A 16,770-nucleotide genomic window follows, 5' to 3' on the forward strand; every position below is an offset into this window, starting at 1 on the left:
TGGACCTTGGTACAACGTGAGCGGCCGGCATTCCGTCGTATCCTTGGCAGCTGGCTCTCCCTGCAAGAAGGCATCTGCAATGGACAAGGTTTATGCAAGCGCGACGCAAGCCCTCGACGGGCTGCTGTTCGACGACATGACCATCGCCGCCGGCGGCTTCGGCCTGTGCGGCATTCCCGAGAACCTGATCGCGGCGCTGCTGGAGGCCGGCACCAAGGGACTCACCATCGTCGGCAACAACGCGGGCGTGGATGACTTCGGCATGGGTCCGTTGCTGAAGACCCGGCAGGTGAAGCGCGTGTACGCGTCTTACGTGGGCGAAAACAAGGAGTTCGAGCGCCAGGTGCTGGCCGGCGAGCTGGAACTGCACCTGGTGCCGCAGGGCACCCTGGCCGAGAAGCTGCGCGCCGGCGGCGCGGGCATTCCCGGCTTCTATACCCGCACCGCGTTCGGCACCAAACTGGCCGAAGGCAAGGAGACCAAGGTTTTCGACGGCAAGGAATACGTGCTGGAGGAAGCCATCCACGCCGATGTCTCGATCATCAAGGCATGGAAGGGTGATCGCCTCGGCAACCTGGTGTTCCGCAAGACCGCGCGCAACTTCAACCCGATGATCGCCACCTGCGGCAAGGTCTGCGTGGCCGAAGTGGAAGAACTGGTGGACGTCGGCACGCTCGAGCCGGACGGCATCCACGTGCCCGGCATCTACGTCGACCGCATCATCAAGGGCCCCTCGTACGAGAAGCGCATCGAGTTCCGCACGATCGCCGGCGCCAACACGGGCAAGGAAAGCCCGATCCGCACGGCCATGGCGCAGCGCGCCGCCAAGGAACTGCAGGACGGCTTCTACGTGAACCTGGGCATCGGCATTCCCACGCTCGTGGCGAACTACATCCCGCCGGGCATGGACGTCACGCTGCAGTCGGAAAACGGCCTGCTCGGCATCGGACCGTTCCCGGACGACGCCCATGTGGACCCCGACCTGATCAACGCCGGCAAGCAGACCATCACCACCCTGCCCGGCTCGAGCTTTTTCTCAAGCGCGGAATCGTTCGCCATGATTCGCGGCGGCCACATCGACCTGTCGATCCTGGGCGGCCTGGAAGTGTCCTGCACCGGCGACCTCGCGAACTGGATGGTGCCCGGCAAGATGGTGAAGGGCCCCGGCGGCGCCATGGACCTGGTCAGCGGCGTCAAGCGCGTGGTCGTGCTGATGGAGCACACCGCGAAGGACGGTTCGCCCAAGATCAAGAACGAGTGCGACCTGCCCATCACCGGCAAGGAATGCGTGGACCTGATCATCACCGACCTATGCGTGTTCTCGGTCGAGAAGGGCAAGGGCCTGACGCTGATCGAGATGCATGACGGCGTGACGCTTGAGGACGTCAAGGCGAAGACCGGATGTGCGTTCGCGGTCAGCCCGGCGCTGAAGTGACGGCGTGAGCCAAGCGCCTTCGTGTCTCTTCTTAAAGGGATGCGAAGGCGTACGGCGGCCTGTCGGGAGAAAGCTCGCGTATCCGCTTAGGCCGGAATAGGCGTCGACTCCGGAAACCGGATGCGCGCGATGTGCCTGCGGTCGTCGCGCGTCTGCAGCTCCAGCGGCCAGCGGAAGCGTTCGCTGATGCGCTGGGCGATGGCCAGTTCGAAGCCGTGGCGGTTCGCCGCCAGGGGAACGGAAGCGTCGCCGCGGTGGGTCACGGTGACGACGCCGGGCATCACGGTGACCACCACCGTGCCACCCTCCGCCTGCTGGCAGGCGTTGCGGATCAGCTGCCAGCACAGCACGGAAAACACGCGTGGCGAGCCGTGCAGTGCGAAGCGCGCCGGCTCTTCCAGCTCCAGCGTGATGGGGCGTCCTTCCAGCATGGCCAGCACGTCGGGCAGCTCGTGGCGGATCACGTCGTTGACGACGAAGTCCTCTTCGGTGAGGCCGTTGTCCGATTCACGCGCGAGGATCAATAGCGCCTCGACCAGTGCCTCCATCTCGCGCGTCGAACGCTTGATGCGCTGGACCGAGCGCTGGCCGAATTCGCCGAGCGAGAGGTCGTCTGCCAGCATGTCGGCCGACATCTTGATCACGGTGAGCGGGCTGCGCAGCTCGTGGCTGGCGTCGCGCGTGAAGTTGCGTTCGCGCTGGTTGTAACCGGCGATGCGGTTGGCGAAACCGTAGAGGCTGTTGGCCAGCGTCATCACGTCGGCGTCCGTGCGGCGCGGCAGTTGGTCGGGCCGCCAGCCGTTGAGGTCCGACGATCCTTCGTCCCAGCCGCTGACGGCACGGGCCAGCCGCGCCACTGGCGACCACTGGTGCCAGGCGGCCAACCAGGCGAGCGCGCTGATGATCACGATCAGCGCGACCACCGCGCCGACGGGTGCCACGTTGTACACGCCCATCAGGCACACGATCATCACGGCCAGCAACTGCAGGCCGAAAATGATCGCGAGACGTCGATGGAACAACCCGCGTCCCAAGGTCGACGCGGGTTGCGCGGTGCCCCTGCTTGCCATGTCAGTTCATGCGCTACCGATCATGCCGGCTGCGAGGCAGTAGCGACCTCCGATTCGAGATCGGCAAGGCGGTATCCGGCGGAGTGGATGGTATGCAGCAGCGGACGATCGAACGGTTTGTCGATGACCCGGCGCAGGTTGTAGAGGTGCGAGCGCAGCGTGTCCGAGTCGGGCAGCGTGTCGCCCCAGATTTCGCGTTCGATGTCGCGGCGACTCACCACGCGGGGCGATTCGCGCATGAGGATCGCGAGCAGCTTCAGCCCGATCGGCGAGACGGTGAGTTCCTGGCCACCGCGTACGAGGCGCAGCGTGGCCGTGTCCAGCGTCATGTCGCCCACGGTGAGGATCTCGGTGGAAACCTGCCGGCGATCACGACGGATCAGTGCACGCAGCCGGGCTTCCAGCTCGCGCACTTCGAATGGCTTGACCAGGTAGTCGTCGGCACCGGCCTCCAGGCCCACGAGCTTGTCCTCCAGCGTGTCGCGGGCAGTGAGCATCAGTACGGGCGTAGACTTCTTGGCGTCGCGGCGAAGCTTGCGGCAAACGTCCAGGCCGTCCATGCCCGGCAGCATCAGGTCGAGCACCACCACGTCGTAGCTGTTGGAGACCGCCAGGTGCAGGCCACTGACGCCGTCCGCGGCGTAGTCGACCGAATAGCCCCGGCGCTCAAGGAACTCGCCGACCATCTCGGCGATCTGGCGATTGTCTTCGACCAGAAGAATCAGGCCGGATTGTTCATCGCGTGCGCTCATCCCTACCTCTCCTGCAGCTGACTTCACAAAGGTGAACAGCTAACGACCCGCATCGTGAGGCTCGCGTGAAATTCCTCTGACAGATTCACGTCAGGTTGTGAGCGTGTTCACCTTAGTGCAATAGAGGCGTCAAGGCCTTCCAAACGTTGTCCAAGACCTGCGGTTGCGCCGAGGCGACTGGGTGCAGGCCGTCTGCCTGCATCAGCTCGGGCTTCAGGGCTACGCCATCGAGCAGGAAGGGGAGCAACGCCGCTTTCTTGTCCTTTGCCACGTCCGCATAGACGGCACGCAGGCCATCGCGGTACTGCGGACCATAGTTCACCGGCAGCTCGATGCCCAGCAGCAGCACCTTGGCCTTGGCCTGCTGGCCGGCGGTGACCATGGCCGCAAGGTTGTCGCGCAGCTGGGCCAGCGGCAAGCCACGCAGGCCATCGTTGGCTCCCAGCTCGATCACCAACAGGGCCGGGTGATATTTCTCGAGCAGTGCCGGCAACCGGTTGCGGCCGCTCAGCGAGGTCTCGCCGCTGATGCTGGCATTGACCACCGTCCAACCCGGCTCCATCTTGGCGAGACGGTCGCCGAGCAGATGCACCCAGCCGGATTCGACCGGGATGTTGTGCGCGGCCGACAAGGAATCGCCCAGCACCAGCACGGTTTTCGGCGGGGCCGCGTGGGCGGCGCCGACGACGGCGCCCAGCAGCATGACGAGGCAACAAAGGAAACGACGCATGAGTGGCACGGCCTCCGCTTCTTCCAACGGTGTTCTTCTGGATGCCATCGATGTTAGCAAGTCGGTCCAGGGACCCGAGGGCAGACTGGATATCCTGAGCAACGTCTCGCTGCAGGTGCGCGACGGCGAGAGTTTCGCCATCGTGGGCGCGTCCGGCTCAGGCAAGACCACCCTGCTCGGCCTGCTCGCCGGCCTCGACACGCCCAGCCATGGACGCATCTCGCTCGATGGCCATGCGCTGGAAACCATGGACGAGGAAGCGCGTGCCGACCTGCGTCGTCGCCTGGTCGGCTTCGTGTTCCAGTCGTTCCATCTCCTGCCCGCGCTCACCGCCGAAGAGAACGTAATGCTGCCACTGGAACTGGAAGGCCGCGACGACGCCCGCGCGCGTGCCCGCGAGGCGCTGGAAGCAGTGGAGCTGGCGCCGCGGCGTCGCCACTACCCGGCCCAGCTTTCCGGTGGCGAGCAGCAGCGGGTGGCGATTGCCCGCGCCTTCGTGCACCAGCCGCGCCTGCTGTTCGCCGACGAGCCCACCGGCAATCTCGACCAACGCACCGGCCACCACATCAGCGACCTGATGTTTTCGCTGAACCACGACCATCGCACGACGCTCGTGCTGGTCACGCACGACCCGAAGCTCGCGGCGCGCTGCACGCGCCAAGTGGAACTGGACAACGGCCACGTGATCGCACCGCGCACGAGCGCAGCGGTGGCGCCATGAGCACGCGCGCGCCGCTGCCGGGGCGCCCGGCATGAGGCTGCTCACGCTGTCCTTGCGTAGCCTGCGCCGCGAGTGGCATCTGCCGGAGCTGCGCACACTGGGCGCCTCGCTGGTGCTGGCCGTGGTGGCGCTGGGCGTGGTCGCCACGCTGTCCACGCGCATGGAGCGCGGCGTGCTGGCGAGTGCGGCGGAGCTGATCGGTGGCGACCTCGGCATCAGCTCGCCGCAGTCACTGCCCTCGAACTATGCCGCACAAGCGGCGCAGCGCGGCCTGCATGTCACGCGCAATGCGAGCTTTCCAAGCGTCGCGTTCGCGCACGAACAGAGCCAGCTGCTCGATGTACAGGCTACCGATGGCGCCTATCCGCTGCGCGGCACGCTGGAGCTGCTCGACCGCCAAGGCAAGAGCGTGGTCGGCCACGGACCGCCTGCGGGCACGGTTTACCTCGATCATCGCGCACTGGTGGCCTTGAACCTCAAGCTCGGCGATGCCGTGCAACTGGGTGGCCGCGATCTGCGCATCGCCGGCGAACTCCTGCGCCAGCCCGACGGCGGCGAACTGGTCGCAATGGCGCCGCGGGCGCTGATGAACGTCACCGACGCGGAACAGGCAGGCCTGCTGGGCGTGGGCAGCCGCGCGCGACACCACCTGCTGGTCGCGGGTGAACCCGACGCCGTGCAGGGTTGGCGTCGCTGGGTGCAGGAACAGACCCTTCCCCAAGGCGCGGAACTGATCACGCCCGAACAGACGCAGGAACGCATGCGCAGCGCCTTCGACCGCGCCAGTGCCTTCCTGCGGCTCACCGCGTTGCTCTCCGCGTTGCTGGCTGGCGTCGCCATCGCGATGGCCGCACAGCGCTATGCACGCCGCAAGACGAACGAGGTGGCCCTGCTGCGCGCCCTCGGCACGCCACGACGGCAGGTGCTGGGCCTGCTGACGGGTACGCTGGGGCTGCTTGCCGTGCCTGCCGTCGCCGCGGGCGCCCTGGTGGCGCTGGGCTTGGCCCAGCTCACCTGGCACTTCGCCAGCCAGATGTTCACCACCGTGCCCACCGTGCTGCCCCTGGGCCCCGCCGCCGCGGCGGCAGCCATGGGCCTGGCCGTACTGGCCGGGTTCGCCCTGCCGCCGCTCACGCGGCTGGCGGAGGTTCCACCGGTCGCCGTGTTCCGCGAAAGCGCGGCGCGGCGCGTGCGGCGCTTCGATGCGCTGTACCTCGTGCCGGCCGTGGTCGCCCTGCTGCTGATCTGGAGCCAGAGCGGCTCGGCCAAGCTGGCCGGCATCCTTGCCGCCAGCCTGGTCGGCGTGGCGATCGTGGCGGCGCTGCTTTCCGCGCTGCTGCTGTGGATCGCGCGGCGCGTGGCACCAGGCGCCCATCCCGCGTTGCGGCTGGGGCTCGCTGCACTGGCACGCCGGCGCAGCATGAGCCTGCTGCAGGCCACGGCGCTGAGCCTGGGCCTGGTCGCCCTGTTGCTGCTGGCCATCGTGGCGCCGGCCCTGCTGGAAGGCTGGCGGCGCGAACTGCCCGCGGATACGCCGAACTGGTTCGTGCTCAACCTGCAGGACGACCAACGCCCGGGTTTCGAGCACGCGCTGGCCGGCATGGGCGGCCAGAAGCTCAACATGCTGCCGCTGGCGGTAGGCAAGCTCACCGCCATCAACAGCCATCCGATCGACCAGCTCAGCTTCAAGGACGAACGCGCCAAGGACTGGGCCGACCGCCAGTTGCGCCTGTCATGGGCGGGCGAACTCCCGCCGAGCAACCAGGTCATCGCAGGGCAATGGCACGGCGGGCATCCGGCGCAGGCCGAGGTGTCGATCGATACCATGTGGCGTGACATGTTTGCGCTGAAGGTCGGCGACGTGATGAGTTTCAATGTGGGCGAAGGCCACATCGATGCGCGGGTGGGCAGCATCCGCAAGGTCGACTGGACGTCGTTCCGGGTGAACTTCTTCCTGGTGTTCGATCCGGCGCACGCGAGTGAGCTGCCACATACCTGGATCGCCAGCTTCTACCTGCCGCGCGGCAACGCACCGGCACTCGCGCAGCTGTCGCGCGACTACAGCAACCTCAGCCTCATCGACGTGGACGCCATGCTCGACCGCGTGCGCGAGATCGTGAACCAGGTGAGCGGCGCGGTCCGCTGGGTGCTGGGCTTCAGCCTGCTCGCCGGTGCACTGGTGCTCGCTGCGGCACTCGCCGCCAGCGCGCAGGAACGTCGCCACGAAGCCGCCCTGCTACGCACCCTGGGTGCACGCCGCAGCCAGCTGCGCGCCGCCGCCGCGTGCGAATTTGCCCTGCTCGGCCTCGTCGCCGGCCTTACCGCGGCGTTTGGGGCCGCGGGCACGGGGCTCTGGCTGGGACACGCCATCTTCCATATCGACGACTTCGTGCCGCCGCTGGGCTCACTGCTATTGGCGGCGCTGGCGGCCGCCATCGTGGTGATGCTGTTGGGACTCGCGGGTACGCGGCGCGTGAGCCGCACCTCACCCATGCGCCTGTTGCGGGAAAACTGAGTGACCACGTCCAGGGACGATACCGACCGCACGGAAAACGCACTCACGCGAATGCTCCGCCGCGTGGCGCATGACTGGTTGCTGCTGGGCTTCCTGCTGCTGACCATCGTGCTGGCCGTGGCCGATCCGCGGCCGCTCACCGATCACCAGCGTTGGCTGCAGTTGCCGACGTTGGCGGGCCTGCTGGGCCTGCTCATCTGCATCCAGGGCATTCGCGACAGCGGACTGGTGCAACACCTGGCGGCCGCCATGGTCGCGCGCGCGCATTCGCTGCGCATGCTGGGGCTGATGCTGGTGAGCACCACGGCGCTGCTCGCGATGGTGCTCACCAATGACGTGAGCCTGTTCCTGATCGTGCCGCTGACGCTCGCGATCGGCCGCATCTCCAACGTGCCGGTGATGCGCATGGTGGTGCTGGAGGCACTCGCCGTGAACGCGGGCTCCACGCTCAGCCCGATCGGCAACCCGCAGAACCTGTTGCTGTGGCAGTACACGCACCTGCCCTTCCTGCAATTTGCCTGGACGATGCTGCCGACGTTCGGCGTGATGTTCGTGCTGCTGGTGATCCTGACGCTGTGCTGGCTGCCGCGCGGGCGCGTGCTGCTGCACGCCGAGGACGTCGACGGCCATCCCATTTCGGCGGCGCAGGCCGTGTTGTCGGTGGCGGCCCTGGCGAGCATGGTGCTGATGATGGAGCACAACCATGCCGTGCTCGGCGCGCTGCTCCTGCTGGTGCCCTTCGCGCTGCTGGAACGCGGCACGCTGGCACGCGTGGACTGGCTGCTGTTGGTCACCTTCGCCGCCATTTTCCTGGGGCTGGGCCACGCGGCGGAACTGCCGCCCGTGCAACGAGCATTGGACGGACTCAACCTTGATCAGCCGCTCACGCTTTACGTGAGCGGCATCCTCGCCTCGCAGGTGATCAGCAACGTGCCGGCCACCGTGTTGTTCCTGCGCCACGCGCCGGATGCGATGGCGCTGGCGGTGGCCGTGAACGTCGGCGGCTTCGGTCTGGCCATCGGTTCGCTGGCCAATCTCATTGCGCTACGCCTGGCGAAACAGCCGGGCGGTGGCCGACTGCTTCACCAGGTCTCGGTGCCTTTCCTGCTGGTCTGCGCGCCACTCGTGTATCTCGTATGGCGCTGGCTGGGGTGAGCCGACGAAGGCTCAGTCGTCGTCGCGATCGTGCGGCACGCTCACCTTGCCCTGCACGCCGGAGTGGCTCACGTCGCCACTGCCCTTCGCACCCACGGTGAAGTCGCCGTGCACATCATGCACACGCACATCGCCCGAGCCCACGGTGTCGATCTTCACGCTGCCGCCCACGGCACGGATGGTGACGTCGCCGGAACCGATGCTGCCCACGCGCGATTCACCACGAACGCCGTTGACCTTGACGTCGCCCGAACCGATGGAGCCGATGTCGAGGCTGCCCACGTCGTTCACGTCCACGTCGCCCGAACCCACGCTGGCGCTGAAGGGGCCGGCAATCTTGTTGACGTGCAGGTCACCCGAACCCACCTGCGTGGACAGCTTCTGCAGGCCCGTCACCCACGCATCGCCGGAACCGACGTTCAGCACCACCGGGATCTGCGCAGGGATCTGCATGTTGAGCACGAGGCTGGTGTAGCTGCTCTTGAACAGGCTGATCGTCATGCGGCCATGATTGCCGGCTTCCACGATCAGGCGATCGCCTTCGCGGCGCTGGGTGACCACCAGGTCGTCCAGCAGCTTCGGGTCGGACGCACAGGCGCGCCCTGTGACCGAGCCGCCTGCCCCGCCGCTGCTGCCGTTGAGATGCAGGTCGTGGCTGTGCAGGTCCACCTGCACTTCGCGAACGCCGGCGAGGTCCAGCGTGAGGTTGCGCGGCGCCTCGTACTTGCACTCGTCAGCGTGCGAAACCAAAGGGGCAAACAGCAGTGCAGCAAGAAGAAGGCGACGCATGGGTAGCTCCTGATTGATCGGACAGGCTTGAGATGTTGCTGCTCCCCAAAAGGTTTAGAGCCGAGTCAACCCAGGCCGGCACGGCACGTTTGAGGCACAACCAACATCGTGGAGATGGATCGACATGCAACGCAAGACCCTGCTCACCTCCGCCTTCGTCCTGCTGGTGGTCGCAGGTGGCAGCTATGCCATCGCCCAGGACGCCGCCCCCAAGAGCGCACCCGCCCTCGCCGCCAAGGCCATGCCGGCTCCCCGTGGTCCGCAGATGGACCGTGGCGACGTGCAGGGCTTCATGGGAGATGGCCCCGGTTTCGGCCGTCCCGGCTTCGGTCGCCCCGGCCTTGAGGGCCCGGGTTCACCGGTGATCGAGGATCTGCAGGCACTGGAGCGCCTGTACCGCGAGAACGGCCGCGGCAAGGACCTGCAGGCGCTGTACAACGACGTGCTGACCAAGACGCAGGATCCGCGCGTGCGCACCTACGTCTACCACCATCTCGCCCGCGCCCAGGCGGCGCCTGCCAACATCGACCAAGCCATCGCCACGCTGCGCAAGAGCCTCGACGAGAACCTCGCGAACGAAGCCAAGCAGCGCGCCGAAGCCGAAAAGATGCGCAACGAATGGGAACAGCGCCGCCACGCGATGAAGCCGGCACCGACCACACAACCATAACGACAAGAACAATGGACGCGACCGACCCGGGAGCGTCCACGGCTGAGGCACGGGAACCCCAGAGCCCGTGCCTCCTTTTTTTCAGGTGGCCGGTTTGTCCGTGCGCTTGGCAACACGCCACAGCGCTTCCTGTTCCGCCAGATCGCGCTCCGGCAACGGCCGGCCCTGTTCGCGCGCCAACCGTTCCATCTGGCGGAAGCGCCGCTCGAATTTGGCGTTGGCATGGCGGAAGGCCTGCGAGAAATCCACGCCGGCGTGCCGCGCCAGGTTGGCCACCACGAACAGCACGTCGCCGATTTCATCCTGCAGCCGCTGCCGGTCGCGACCCTGGACAAACTCGGCCCGCACTTCCTCGACTTCTTCCAGCAACTTGTCGAGCACCGGCTGCTCGTCCGGCCAGTCGAAGCCGACCTTGGCCGCACGCTCCTGCAGCTTCAGCGCGCGTTTCCACTCGGGCAAACCGCGCGAGATACCGGCGAGTGCGCTGTCGTCATGCTGCTCGCCCTTGGCCGCGCGCTCGGCGCTCTTGATGTCGTCCCAAGCCTGCTTCTGCGCGTCGAGGTCGTCGTAACTCTCGTCGCCGAACACGTGCGGATGCCGACGCACCATTTTCTCGCTGATGGCGTGGGCGACATCGGCAAAGTCGAACAGGCCCGCCTCTTTCGCCATCTGCGCGTGGAACACCACCTGCAGCAGCAGATCGCCCAGCTCGTCCCGCAGGTCGTGCCAATCCTTGCGATCGATGGCGTCGGCGACTTCGTAGGCTTCTTCGATGGTGTACGGCGCAATCGTGGAGAAATCCTGCTGCAGGTCCCACGGACAACCGCCCTTGGGGTCGCGAAGGCGCGTCATGATGGCGAGCAGGTCATCCAGGCTGTGGCGAACGGCCTCGGTCATCACGCCTCCAGGTCGGCGGCAAGCAGGCGGGCTTTCCAGTCGACGGCGCTGTCGCCCACCGCGATGAATTCGGGATTGATCAGCGAATCGCCACGGTTGTAGCGCAGAGGCTCGCCGGCAAGGTCGAGCACCGCACCACCGGCCTCTTCGAGCACGCTCTGCGCCGCCGCCGTATCCCACTCGCTGGTTGCGCCCCGACGCAAATAGACGTCCGCATCGCCACGCGCCACCAGGCAGAACTTCAGCGACGAACCGAGCGGCATCGATTGGTAGCCTTCACCGATCAACTGCTCCAGCAGCGCCGTGCCCGCGCCACCATGCGATCGGCTGCCGGCTACCGTGGCGGGCTGCGAGAAATCGCGCGTGGCGATGCGCTGCCAAGGCGCATCGACCTGCGATTGCAGCCATGCGCCCTGCCCACGCGCCGCCGCGTAAAGCTCGCCCGTGACCGGCGCCAGCACCGCGCCAAGCACGGGCTCGTGATTTTCGATCAGCGCGATGTTCACCGTGAACTCGCCGTTGCGCTTGATGAACTCGCGGGTGCCGTCAAGTGGATCGACCAGCCAGTAGCGTGTCCATGTGCGCCGCTCCGACCATGCTGCGGCGCGTGCCTCTTCGGAGATCACCGGCAGGCCGCCTTCGAGCTGCGCCAGGCCGGCGGTGATCACGCGCTGCGCGGCAAGATCGGCCGCGGTGACGGGCGACTGGTCCACCTTGCGCTGCACTTCGAACTCTTCGCCATAGACCACCAGGATGGCGTCGCCCGCTTCGCGAGCAAGGGCTGCCACCTGCTGCAGCAGCGTGGAAAACGGAACGTGGCTCATGTCGGGGAAAACCGGCCGGCGAGGTATTCGCGAGCCATGAAGAGGGCGGCGATCGAACGGCCTTCAGTGACGTCCTCGCGGGCGATCAGGAGGTGCAGGTCGGCGAGCTTCCACGGAACCACTTCCAGTTCCTCGGGTTCGTCGCCCTGCAGGCGTTCGGGATACAGGTCCTGCGCCAGCACGACATGCGCCATGTGCGTCATGTACGAAGGCGACAGCGACAGGTTGTGCAGGATCTTCAGCTTGCGTGCGCCATAGCCGATCTCTTCCTTGAGCTCGCGATCGGCACCCTGCTCCACCGTTTCGTCGCGATCGAGGCGACCCTTGGGCAGGCTGAGTTCGTAGCGGCCGACGCCGGCGCCGTACTCGTGCACGAGCAGCACCGTTTCATCGTCAAGCATGGGCACGATGATCACGGCACCCAGTCCACTGCCTTTCAATCGCTCGTAGACGCGGCGTTCGCCGTTGGAGAATTCGAGGTCGAGCTGCTCGACGCGCAGGAAGCTGCTGTCGTGCACGTCGCGTGTCGCATGGATGATGGGTGGCTTGCGCATGGGTCGATTGTAGCTCAGCGCCCCGCAACCGCCGGCAGCTGACGACCACGCCCCGCCACCACCGCCCATACCAGCATGCCGAACGCGATGCCCTGGAGCACGCTCGTGGCTACCCCGACAACGGCGGCGTGCCGGGCCAGCTCTATCGTGGTCTGCTCGCGCGCCTGCACGGCAGCTGGCAAATAGACGAAGTGGTACCAGCCGGAGGCCAGCAGCACCAGCATTTCGATGATGCTTCCGAGCAGGAGCAACAACGCCGGGCCCGGCATCCTTCGCCAGAACACCGCCGCCAGCACCACGCCGATGATGGCGGCGGTCATCTGCGGCGCGTTGGCCAACAAGCCGTAGAGAATCTGCATGGATGCATCCATTCGGTGTTCCTTCTCAGCGCGCTGCGCGCAGGCGTTTCAGTACGGCGGCGTGGATGGCGGGTGTACCGGCAAGCACGCTTCGCGATTCCAGGGTGAGTGATTGGCCGTCCAAATCGGTGAACACGCCGCCTGCTTCGCGCACGATCACCGCGAGCGCCGCGATGTCGAGGATGTTCACATCCGACTCCAGCACTAGGTCCAGGCTGCCGCGTGCGAGCAGGTGGTAATGGCAGAAATCGCCATAACCGCGAATGCGATTGGTGTCGCGGATCAGCGCGCCCAGCTCGGCCCAGCGCGCATCGGCAGTGAGCGACTTCACGTTGCCGATGGAAAGCGATGCCTGCGCCAGCGTCGACGTCGGTGCGACATGCACCTGCTCGCCCTCGAACCAACTGCCGGCACCGGCGCTGGCCCACATGGTCTCGCCGTAGATCGGCGCACTGGAAACGCCTAGGACCAGCTCGCCACGGTGCATCAAGGCGATCTGCGTGGAGAAGAACGGCGTGCGGCGCACGAAACTCTTGGTGCCATCGAGCGGATCCACCATCCACAGCAGTTCGGGATTGCCTTCGTCGCGCCCAAACTCCTCACCGTAGATCGACGCCTCCGGCAAGGCCTGCTGCAGTAGCTTGCGGATGGCCATCTCTGCCTCGCGGTCAGCGACGGTGACGGGCGTGTCGTCGCTCTTGAGCTCGATGTCCACGCCACGACGCCAGTAATGCCGCAGTACCTCGGCGGCGGCCTGCGCCGCTTCGCGCGCCGCGGCGAGTGCATGCGGCAGGTTCAGTTCAGCCATGATTTCCCCCGGGCATGGTGGCAGCGAGGCCACCGGTGTAATGGATGTGCGTGACGCCGTCGGCATCGACGGGGCCGAAAGCGGCGAGCCAACGAGTCAAGGCGGGTGTCGGTTCGCGCGGCGCCGCGATGGCATTGAAGCGCCACGCCAGCGGGCTGAGCTGCAAGCCGCCATCGATGCGCAACGGACCCCTACCGCTGTCGTACAGATGACCATCGATCACGCCGCTGCTGCCGTGCATGGTCAATCGCAACGTGCCCAACAGCACATCGCCCTGGCGGGGCGTACGCAACGATGCGTCCTGCCACTCCAGGCGGGCATCCAGCACGAGCGGCCAGCCTCCCTGCAACTGCGCCTTGGGTATATCGGCCGTGAGGGTGCCGCGCGGCTTTCCGCCGGGAAGCGCGAGGTGTGCGTTCAACAGATCGAGGTCGGCGCGCATATGGACGTCCGTCCACCGCGCATCGGTGGCGCTGCGCCCCTGCATGCGACCGTGGAATTGCAGGCGCGGTCCCTGCAGGTCGACAAGGCATTCGGGATCGCCCCGCAGCAAGGCGCCACGCGAAAGCTGCCAGTCGAGTCGCCCGAGATCCTCGCCCTTGGCCGATACGACGCGGCCGGCATGGCCATCCCAGATCAGTCCGCTCACTTGCTGCAAGTGAATGCCGCCGAGGCGACCTGCCAACAGCGGCAGCACCCAGCGCGCGGGCATGAACCACACGAGGGCAAAGCCGATGAGCAGCAGGCCAAGCAGGCCGGCCAGTGCGATACGCCAATGCTTCAAACCAATTCCCGGGGATTTGGAAGACTTGAGCGGGCATGCTCGAAACCCCGATCATAGCCGGATGAACACCCTCCCCGCTGCCGACGCGCTGGTGCGTCGAGACCTGAGCCACCTGTGGCACCCCTGCACGCAGATGCACGATCACCAGACGGTGCCGATGGTGCCCATCGCGCGTGGCGATGGGGCATGGCTGGTCGGCACCGACGGACGGCGCTATCTCGACGGCATCAGCTCGTGGTGGACCAACCTGTTCGGACACGCCAACCCGCGCATCGCCGCGGCGCTGGCCGACCAGGCGCGCACGCTGGAACACGTGATTTTCGCCGGTTTTACCCATGAACCCGCCGTGGCGCTCGCGGAAGAACTGGTGCGCGTGACGCCGCCCGGCCTCGATCGCGTCTTCTATGCGGACAACGGTTCAGCCGCGATCGAAGTGGCGCTGAAGATGAGCTTCCACTACTGGCTGAACCAGGGTCATGGCGAGAAGACGCGCTTCATCGCGCTCACCGGCAGCTATCACGGCGAAACGTTGGGCGCACTGTCGGTCAGCGATGTGGCGCTGTATCGCAAGACGTACGCACCGCTGCTGCTGACGCCGATCCTCGCGCCTTCGCCCGACGCCTACGAGGCAGAGCCCGGCGAAAGCGGGGCCGCGGTGGCGCAACGGCGGCTCGGCGAATTGCGCACCTTGCTTGAGCAGCACGCCCACGAAGTATGCGCGGTGATCGTGGAGCCGCTGGTGCAGTGCGCCGGCGGCATGCGCATGTACCATCCCGATTACCTGGCCGGGCTGCGCGCACTGTGTGACGAGTTCGCCGTGCATTTCATCGCCGATGAAATCGCGGTGGGTTTCGGCCGCACGGGCACCTTGTTCGCGTGTGAGCAGGCCGGCGTATCACCCGACTTCATGTGCCTGTCCAAGGGACTCACCGGCGGCTTCCTGCCGCTGTCGGCGGTACTCACCACCACGCAGGTGTATGACGCTTTTTACGCGGAGTACAGCGCGGGCAAGGCGTTCCTGCATTCGCACAGTTACACCGGCAACCCGCTCGCCTGCCGCGTGGCGCTGGAAACGCTGGCGATTTTCCGCGACGAACCGGTGCTGGAACGCAATCGCGTCTTGTCAGCGCACCTGGCGCAGCGGCTCGATGCACTGCGCGGTCATCCGCATGTCGCCGACGTGCGCCAGACCGGGATGATCGCCGCCGTGGAGCTGGTGGCCGACAAGCCGAGACGCACACCGTTCCCGCCAGGCGATCGCCGCGGGCTGCGCGTCTACCTGCACGGACTCACCCAGGGCGCGCTGCTGCGCCCCCTGGGTGATGTCATCTACTTCATGCCGCCCTATGTGATCACCACGCAGGAAATCGACCTGCTGGTGGATACGGCCGTCGACGGCATCGAGCGCGCCGTCGCCGGCTGACCGGGGCTTAGTGCCCGCCGTGGATGGTCACGCTCGGGTCGAGCTTCTGCAGCGCCGGGCCCATGGTGGTTTCACCCGTGTTCTGGATGTCCTGCCGGTTGTAGCTGCGTCCGGGCACGGTCAGGCAGCTGCCGTGCTTGGCCGGGATCATGCTGCCCGTCGTCTGCAGGCAGGTACGGTCGCCGGGCCGCGGTGGGCCCTGCTTGACCGGCTGCGAACCGAGGGGCTGCACCTGCCCTTCCGGCAGTGCCTGCATGCTGTTGTTGCTGGTCGGTGCCGTGCTCTGTGCGATCGCCAGCGGGCTGGCCGCCAGGGCAACCACAGCACCAAGGAAAAGTGCGATCGTGGACTTGTTCATGTTCCACCTCCGGGGAGTGAGGGACGTCTTCATCCTGCGCCTGCCCGCGTCGGCAGGCAAATCCGGGCCGCCCCATGTCGCCGCGTGTTCAGCTTTCGCCGCACAAGGCGCATGAGACGGTTCGCCGCTGTCCGTTATGCTTTCCGTTTCCACCATCATAGAACGCGCCATGCGCACCATTCGCATACACGTGGACCTGCCGCTCGCGGTCGGCCAGGAACTGCCGCTTCCGGCGCAGGCCGGGGAGCACGTGGCGCGCGTGCTCAGGCTGGAGGCCGGCGACCCGGTCACCCTGTTCAATGGCGATGGCCACGACTACCTCTCGCTCATCCAGGCCGTCGGCAAGCGCGAGGTGACCGTGCGGGTCCAGGCGGCGCAACCGGTCGCCAACGAGTCGCCGTTGCCGCTGACGCTGGCCCAGGGCGTGGCCCGTGGCGAGAAGATGGACCTGATCGTGCAGAAAGCCACGGAACTGGGCGTTGCGCGCATCGTTCCGCTGCTGACCGAGCGCTCCGAAGTGAAGCTCGACGCGGGGCGTGCGGAAAAGCGCCTCGCCCACTGGCGCGCGGTGGTCGCCAGCGCCTGCGAGCAGAGCGGGCGTGCCACCGTGCCCGAGGTGAGCCCCGCACTTCCGCTGGAGGCGTGGCTGAAGGGATTGGCGGATGACGGCGCCTTGCGCCTCGCATTGCTGCCCGAAGGCAGCCAACGGCCCGGCGAACTGCGCTTCACGCCTGCGGGCGGCTTGCTCGTGGTCGGCCCCGAAGGCGGCCTTGGCCAACGCGACACGGCGGCACTGGCCGACGCGCGCTTCACGGGTCTCAAGCTGGGGCCGCGCATCCTTCGCACGGAGACGGCCGGCCTGGCCGCATTGGCCGCGCTGCAGGCGCTGCACGGGGATATCTGACACCACGCCGCCTCGGTAAGGC

Annotated in this window: 18 protein-coding genes; 7 read left to right on the forward strand and 11 right to left on the reverse strand. The window is 66.8% G+C overall.

Annotated features, from left to right (window positions below):
* Positions 1-79: 79 nt before the first annotated feature.
* A complete protein-coding gene (locus CA260_RS21450) occupies positions 80-1,435 on the forward strand; it encodes a 3-oxoacid CoA-transferase (protein WP_111984046.1) in 1,356 nt (451 codons plus the stop codon).
* Positions 1,436-1,521: 86 nt separating this feature from the next.
* Here CA260_RS21450 and CA260_RS16135 read toward each other — a convergent pair whose 3' ends face one another.
* The 3 genes from CA260_RS16135 to CA260_RS16145 form a co-directional block, all read right to left on the reverse strand.
* Entirely contained in the window at positions 1,522-2,505 is a 984-nt protein-coding gene (locus CA260_RS16135) for a sensor histidine kinase (protein ID WP_111984047.1), read from the reverse strand.
* A 20-nt stretch (positions 2,506-2,525) separates the two neighbouring features.
* The gene (locus CA260_RS16140; RefSeq protein WP_038615615.1) at positions 2,526-3,257 is read right to left on the reverse strand and encodes a response regulator transcription factor; all 732 of its coding nucleotides are present in this window, start codon (positions 3,255-3,257) and stop codon (positions 2,526-2,528) included.
* Between the two features lie 112 nt (positions 3,258-3,369).
* Positions 3,370-3,987, reverse strand: coding sequence for an arylesterase (locus CA260_RS16145; protein ID WP_111984048.1), 618 nt, complete (start codon positions 3,985-3,987; stop codon positions 3,370-3,372).
* On the opposite strand from CA260_RS16145, the gene CA260_RS16150 reads away from it, so the two are divergent.
* The 3 genes from CA260_RS16150 to CA260_RS16160 are packed head-to-tail and all read left to right on the forward strand — an operon-like array spanning position 3,986 to position 8,378.
* Positions 3,986-4,708, forward strand: coding sequence for an ABC transporter ATP-binding protein (locus tag CA260_RS16150; protein WP_111984049.1), 723 nt, complete (start codon positions 3,986-3,988; stop codon positions 4,706-4,708). The genes CA260_RS16145 and CA260_RS16150 overlap by 2 nt on opposite strands.
* 31 nt (positions 4,709-4,739) lie before the next feature.
* Positions 4,740-7,223: an ABC transporter permease gene (locus tag CA260_RS16155; protein ID WP_111984050.1), complete on the forward strand. Its 2,484-nt coding sequence runs from the start codon at positions 4,740-4,742 to the stop codon at positions 7,221-7,223.
* A 51-nt stretch (positions 7,224-7,274) separates the two neighbouring features.
* The gene (locus tag CA260_RS16160; protein WP_111984428.1) at positions 7,275-8,378 is read left to right on the forward strand and encodes an SLC13 family permease; all 1,104 of its coding nucleotides are present in this window, start codon (positions 7,275-7,277) and stop codon (positions 8,376-8,378) included.
* A gap of 12 nt (positions 8,379-8,390) precedes the next feature.
* Here CA260_RS16160 and CA260_RS16165 read toward each other — a convergent pair whose 3' ends face one another.
* Complete coding sequence (locus CA260_RS16165) at positions 8,391-9,167, reverse strand: DUF4097 family beta strand repeat-containing protein (protein WP_111984051.1); 777 nt, start codon at positions 9,165-9,167, stop codon at positions 8,391-8,393.
* Between the two features lie 124 nt (positions 9,168-9,291).
* On the opposite strand from CA260_RS16165, the gene CA260_RS16170 reads away from it, so the two are divergent.
* Positions 9,292-9,837, forward strand: a complete 546-nt coding sequence (locus CA260_RS16170; RefSeq protein ID WP_111984052.1) for a hypothetical protein — start codon at positions 9,292-9,294, stop codon at positions 9,835-9,837.
* An 81-nt stretch (positions 9,838-9,918) separates the two neighbouring features.
* Here the strand turns inward: CA260_RS16170 and mazG are convergent, their stop codons facing one another.
* The 6 genes from mazG to gspN are packed head-to-tail and all read right to left on the reverse strand — an operon-like array spanning position 9,919 to position 14,063.
* Complete coding sequence (gene mazG / locus CA260_RS16175; protein ID WP_111984053.1) at positions 9,919-10,734, reverse strand: nucleoside triphosphate pyrophosphohydrolase; 816 nt, start codon at positions 10,732-10,734, stop codon at positions 9,919-9,921.
* Complete coding sequence (cysQ, locus tag CA260_RS16180; RefSeq protein ID WP_111984054.1) at positions 10,734-11,558, reverse strand: 3'(2'),5'-bisphosphate nucleotidase CysQ; 825 nt, start codon at positions 11,556-11,558, stop codon at positions 10,734-10,736. Before cysQ ends, mazG begins: the two co-directional genes overlap by 1 nt.
* Positions 11,555-12,112, reverse strand: coding sequence for an ADP compounds hydrolase NudE (gene nudE / locus CA260_RS16185; protein ID WP_111984055.1), 558 nt, complete (start codon positions 12,110-12,112; stop codon positions 11,555-11,557). The genes cysQ and nudE overlap by 4 nt, the downstream gene beginning before the upstream one ends.
* Before the next feature lie 14 nt (positions 12,113-12,126).
* A complete protein-coding gene (locus tag CA260_RS16190; protein ID WP_146745363.1) occupies positions 12,127-12,471 on the reverse strand; it encodes a hypothetical protein in 345 nt (114 codons plus the stop codon).
* Between the two features lie 25 nt (positions 12,472-12,496).
* The gene (locus tag CA260_RS16195; RefSeq protein WP_111984057.1) at positions 12,497-13,279 is read right to left on the reverse strand and encodes an inositol monophosphatase family protein; all 783 of its coding nucleotides are present in this window, start codon (positions 13,277-13,279) and stop codon (positions 12,497-12,499) included.
* Positions 13,272-14,063, reverse strand: a complete 792-nt coding sequence (gene gspN / locus CA260_RS16200) for a type II secretion system protein N (protein WP_111984058.1) — start codon at positions 14,061-14,063, stop codon at positions 13,272-13,274. The genes CA260_RS16195 and gspN overlap by 8 nt, the downstream gene beginning before the upstream one ends.
* A gap of 61 nt (positions 14,064-14,124) precedes the next feature.
* On the opposite strand from gspN, the gene CA260_RS16205 reads away from it, so the two are divergent.
* On the forward strand, positions 14,125-15,486 hold the full coding sequence (locus CA260_RS16205; protein ID WP_111984059.1) for an adenosylmethionine--8-amino-7-oxononanoate transaminase: 1,362 nt from the start codon (positions 14,125-14,127) through the stop codon (positions 15,484-15,486).
* Positions 15,487-15,493: 7 nt separating this feature from the next.
* On the opposite strand, the gene CA260_RS16210 is transcribed toward CA260_RS16205, so the two are convergent.
* Complete coding sequence (locus CA260_RS16210; RefSeq protein ID WP_111984060.1) at positions 15,494-15,844, reverse strand: hypothetical protein; 351 nt, start codon at positions 15,842-15,844, stop codon at positions 15,494-15,496.
* Between the two features lie 169 nt (positions 15,845-16,013).
* On the opposite strand from CA260_RS16210, the gene CA260_RS16215 reads away from it, so the two are divergent.
* The gene (locus CA260_RS16215; RefSeq protein ID WP_111984429.1) at positions 16,014-16,748 is read left to right on the forward strand and encodes a 16S rRNA (uracil(1498)-N(3))-methyltransferase; all 735 of its coding nucleotides are present in this window, start codon (positions 16,014-16,016) and stop codon (positions 16,746-16,748) included.
* Positions 16,749-16,770: the final 22 nt, after the last annotated feature.

The organism is Dyella jiangningensis, from assembly GCF_003264855.1.
Lineage (GTDB): Bacteria > Pseudomonadota > Gammaproteobacteria > Xanthomonadales > Rhodanobacteraceae > Dyella > Dyella jiangningensis_C.

Excerpts from the sequence above, each read along its gene's own strand:
- mazG (WP_111984053.1), bottom strand. The coding sequence starts at position 10,734 with ATGACCGAGGCCGTTCGCCACAGCCTGGATGACCTGCTCGCCATCATG.
- CA260_RS16170 (WP_111984052.1), top strand. The coding sequence starts at position 9,292 with ATGCAACGCAAGACCCTGCTCACCTCCGCCTTCGTCCTGCTGGTGGTC.
- CA260_RS16195 (WP_111984057.1), bottom strand. The coding sequence starts at position 13,279 with ATGGCTGAACTGAACCTGCCGCATGCACTCGCCGCGGCGCGCGAAGCG.
- CA260_RS16165 (WP_111984051.1), bottom strand. The coding sequence starts at position 9,167 with ATGCGTCGCCTTCTTCTTGCTGCACTGCTGTTTGCCCCTTTGGTTTCG.
- CA260_RS16145 (WP_111984048.1), bottom strand. The coding sequence starts at position 3,987 with ATGCGTCGTTTCCTTTGTTGCCTCGTCATGCTGCTGGGCGCCGTCGTC.
- CA260_RS16215 (WP_111984429.1), top strand. The coding sequence starts at position 16,014 with ATGCGCACCATTCGCATACACGTGGACCTGCCGCTCGCGGTCGGCCAG.
- CA260_RS16210 (WP_111984060.1), bottom strand. The coding sequence starts at position 15,844 with ATGAACAAGTCCACGATCGCACTTTTCCTTGGTGCTGTGGTTGCCCTG.
- cysQ (WP_111984054.1), bottom strand. The coding sequence starts at position 11,558 with ATGAGCCACGTTCCGTTTTCCACGCTGCTGCAGCAGGTGGCAGCCCTT.
- CA260_RS16155 (WP_111984050.1), top strand. The coding sequence starts at position 4,740 with ATGAGGCTGCTCACGCTGTCCTTGCGTAGCCTGCGCCGCGAGTGGCAT.
- CA260_RS16205 (WP_111984059.1), top strand. The coding sequence starts at position 14,125 with ATGAACACCCTCCCCGCTGCCGACGCGCTGGTGCGTCGAGACCTGAGC.
- CA260_RS16135 (WP_111984047.1), bottom strand. The coding sequence starts at position 2,505 with ATGGCAAGCAGGGGCACCGCGCAACCCGCGTCGACCTTGGGACGCGGG.
- CA260_RS16140 (WP_038615615.1), bottom strand. The coding sequence starts at position 3,257 with ATGAGCGCACGCGATGAACAATCCGGCCTGATTCTTCTGGTCGAAGAC.
- CA260_RS21450 (WP_111984046.1), top strand. The coding sequence starts at position 80 with ATGGACAAGGTTTATGCAAGCGCGACGCAAGCCCTCGACGGGCTGCTG.
- CA260_RS16160 (WP_111984428.1), top strand. The coding sequence starts at position 7,275 with ATGCTCCGCCGCGTGGCGCATGACTGGTTGCTGCTGGGCTTCCTGCTG.
- CA260_RS16150 (WP_111984049.1), top strand. The coding sequence starts at position 3,986 with ATGAGTGGCACGGCCTCCGCTTCTTCCAACGGTGTTCTTCTGGATGCC.
- nudE (WP_111984055.1), bottom strand. The coding sequence starts at position 12,112 with ATGCGCAAGCCACCCATCATCCATGCGACACGCGACGTGCACGACAGC.
- CA260_RS16190 (WP_146745363.1), bottom strand. The coding sequence starts at position 12,471 with ATGCAGATTCTCTACGGCTTGTTGGCCAACGCGCCGCAGATGACCGCC.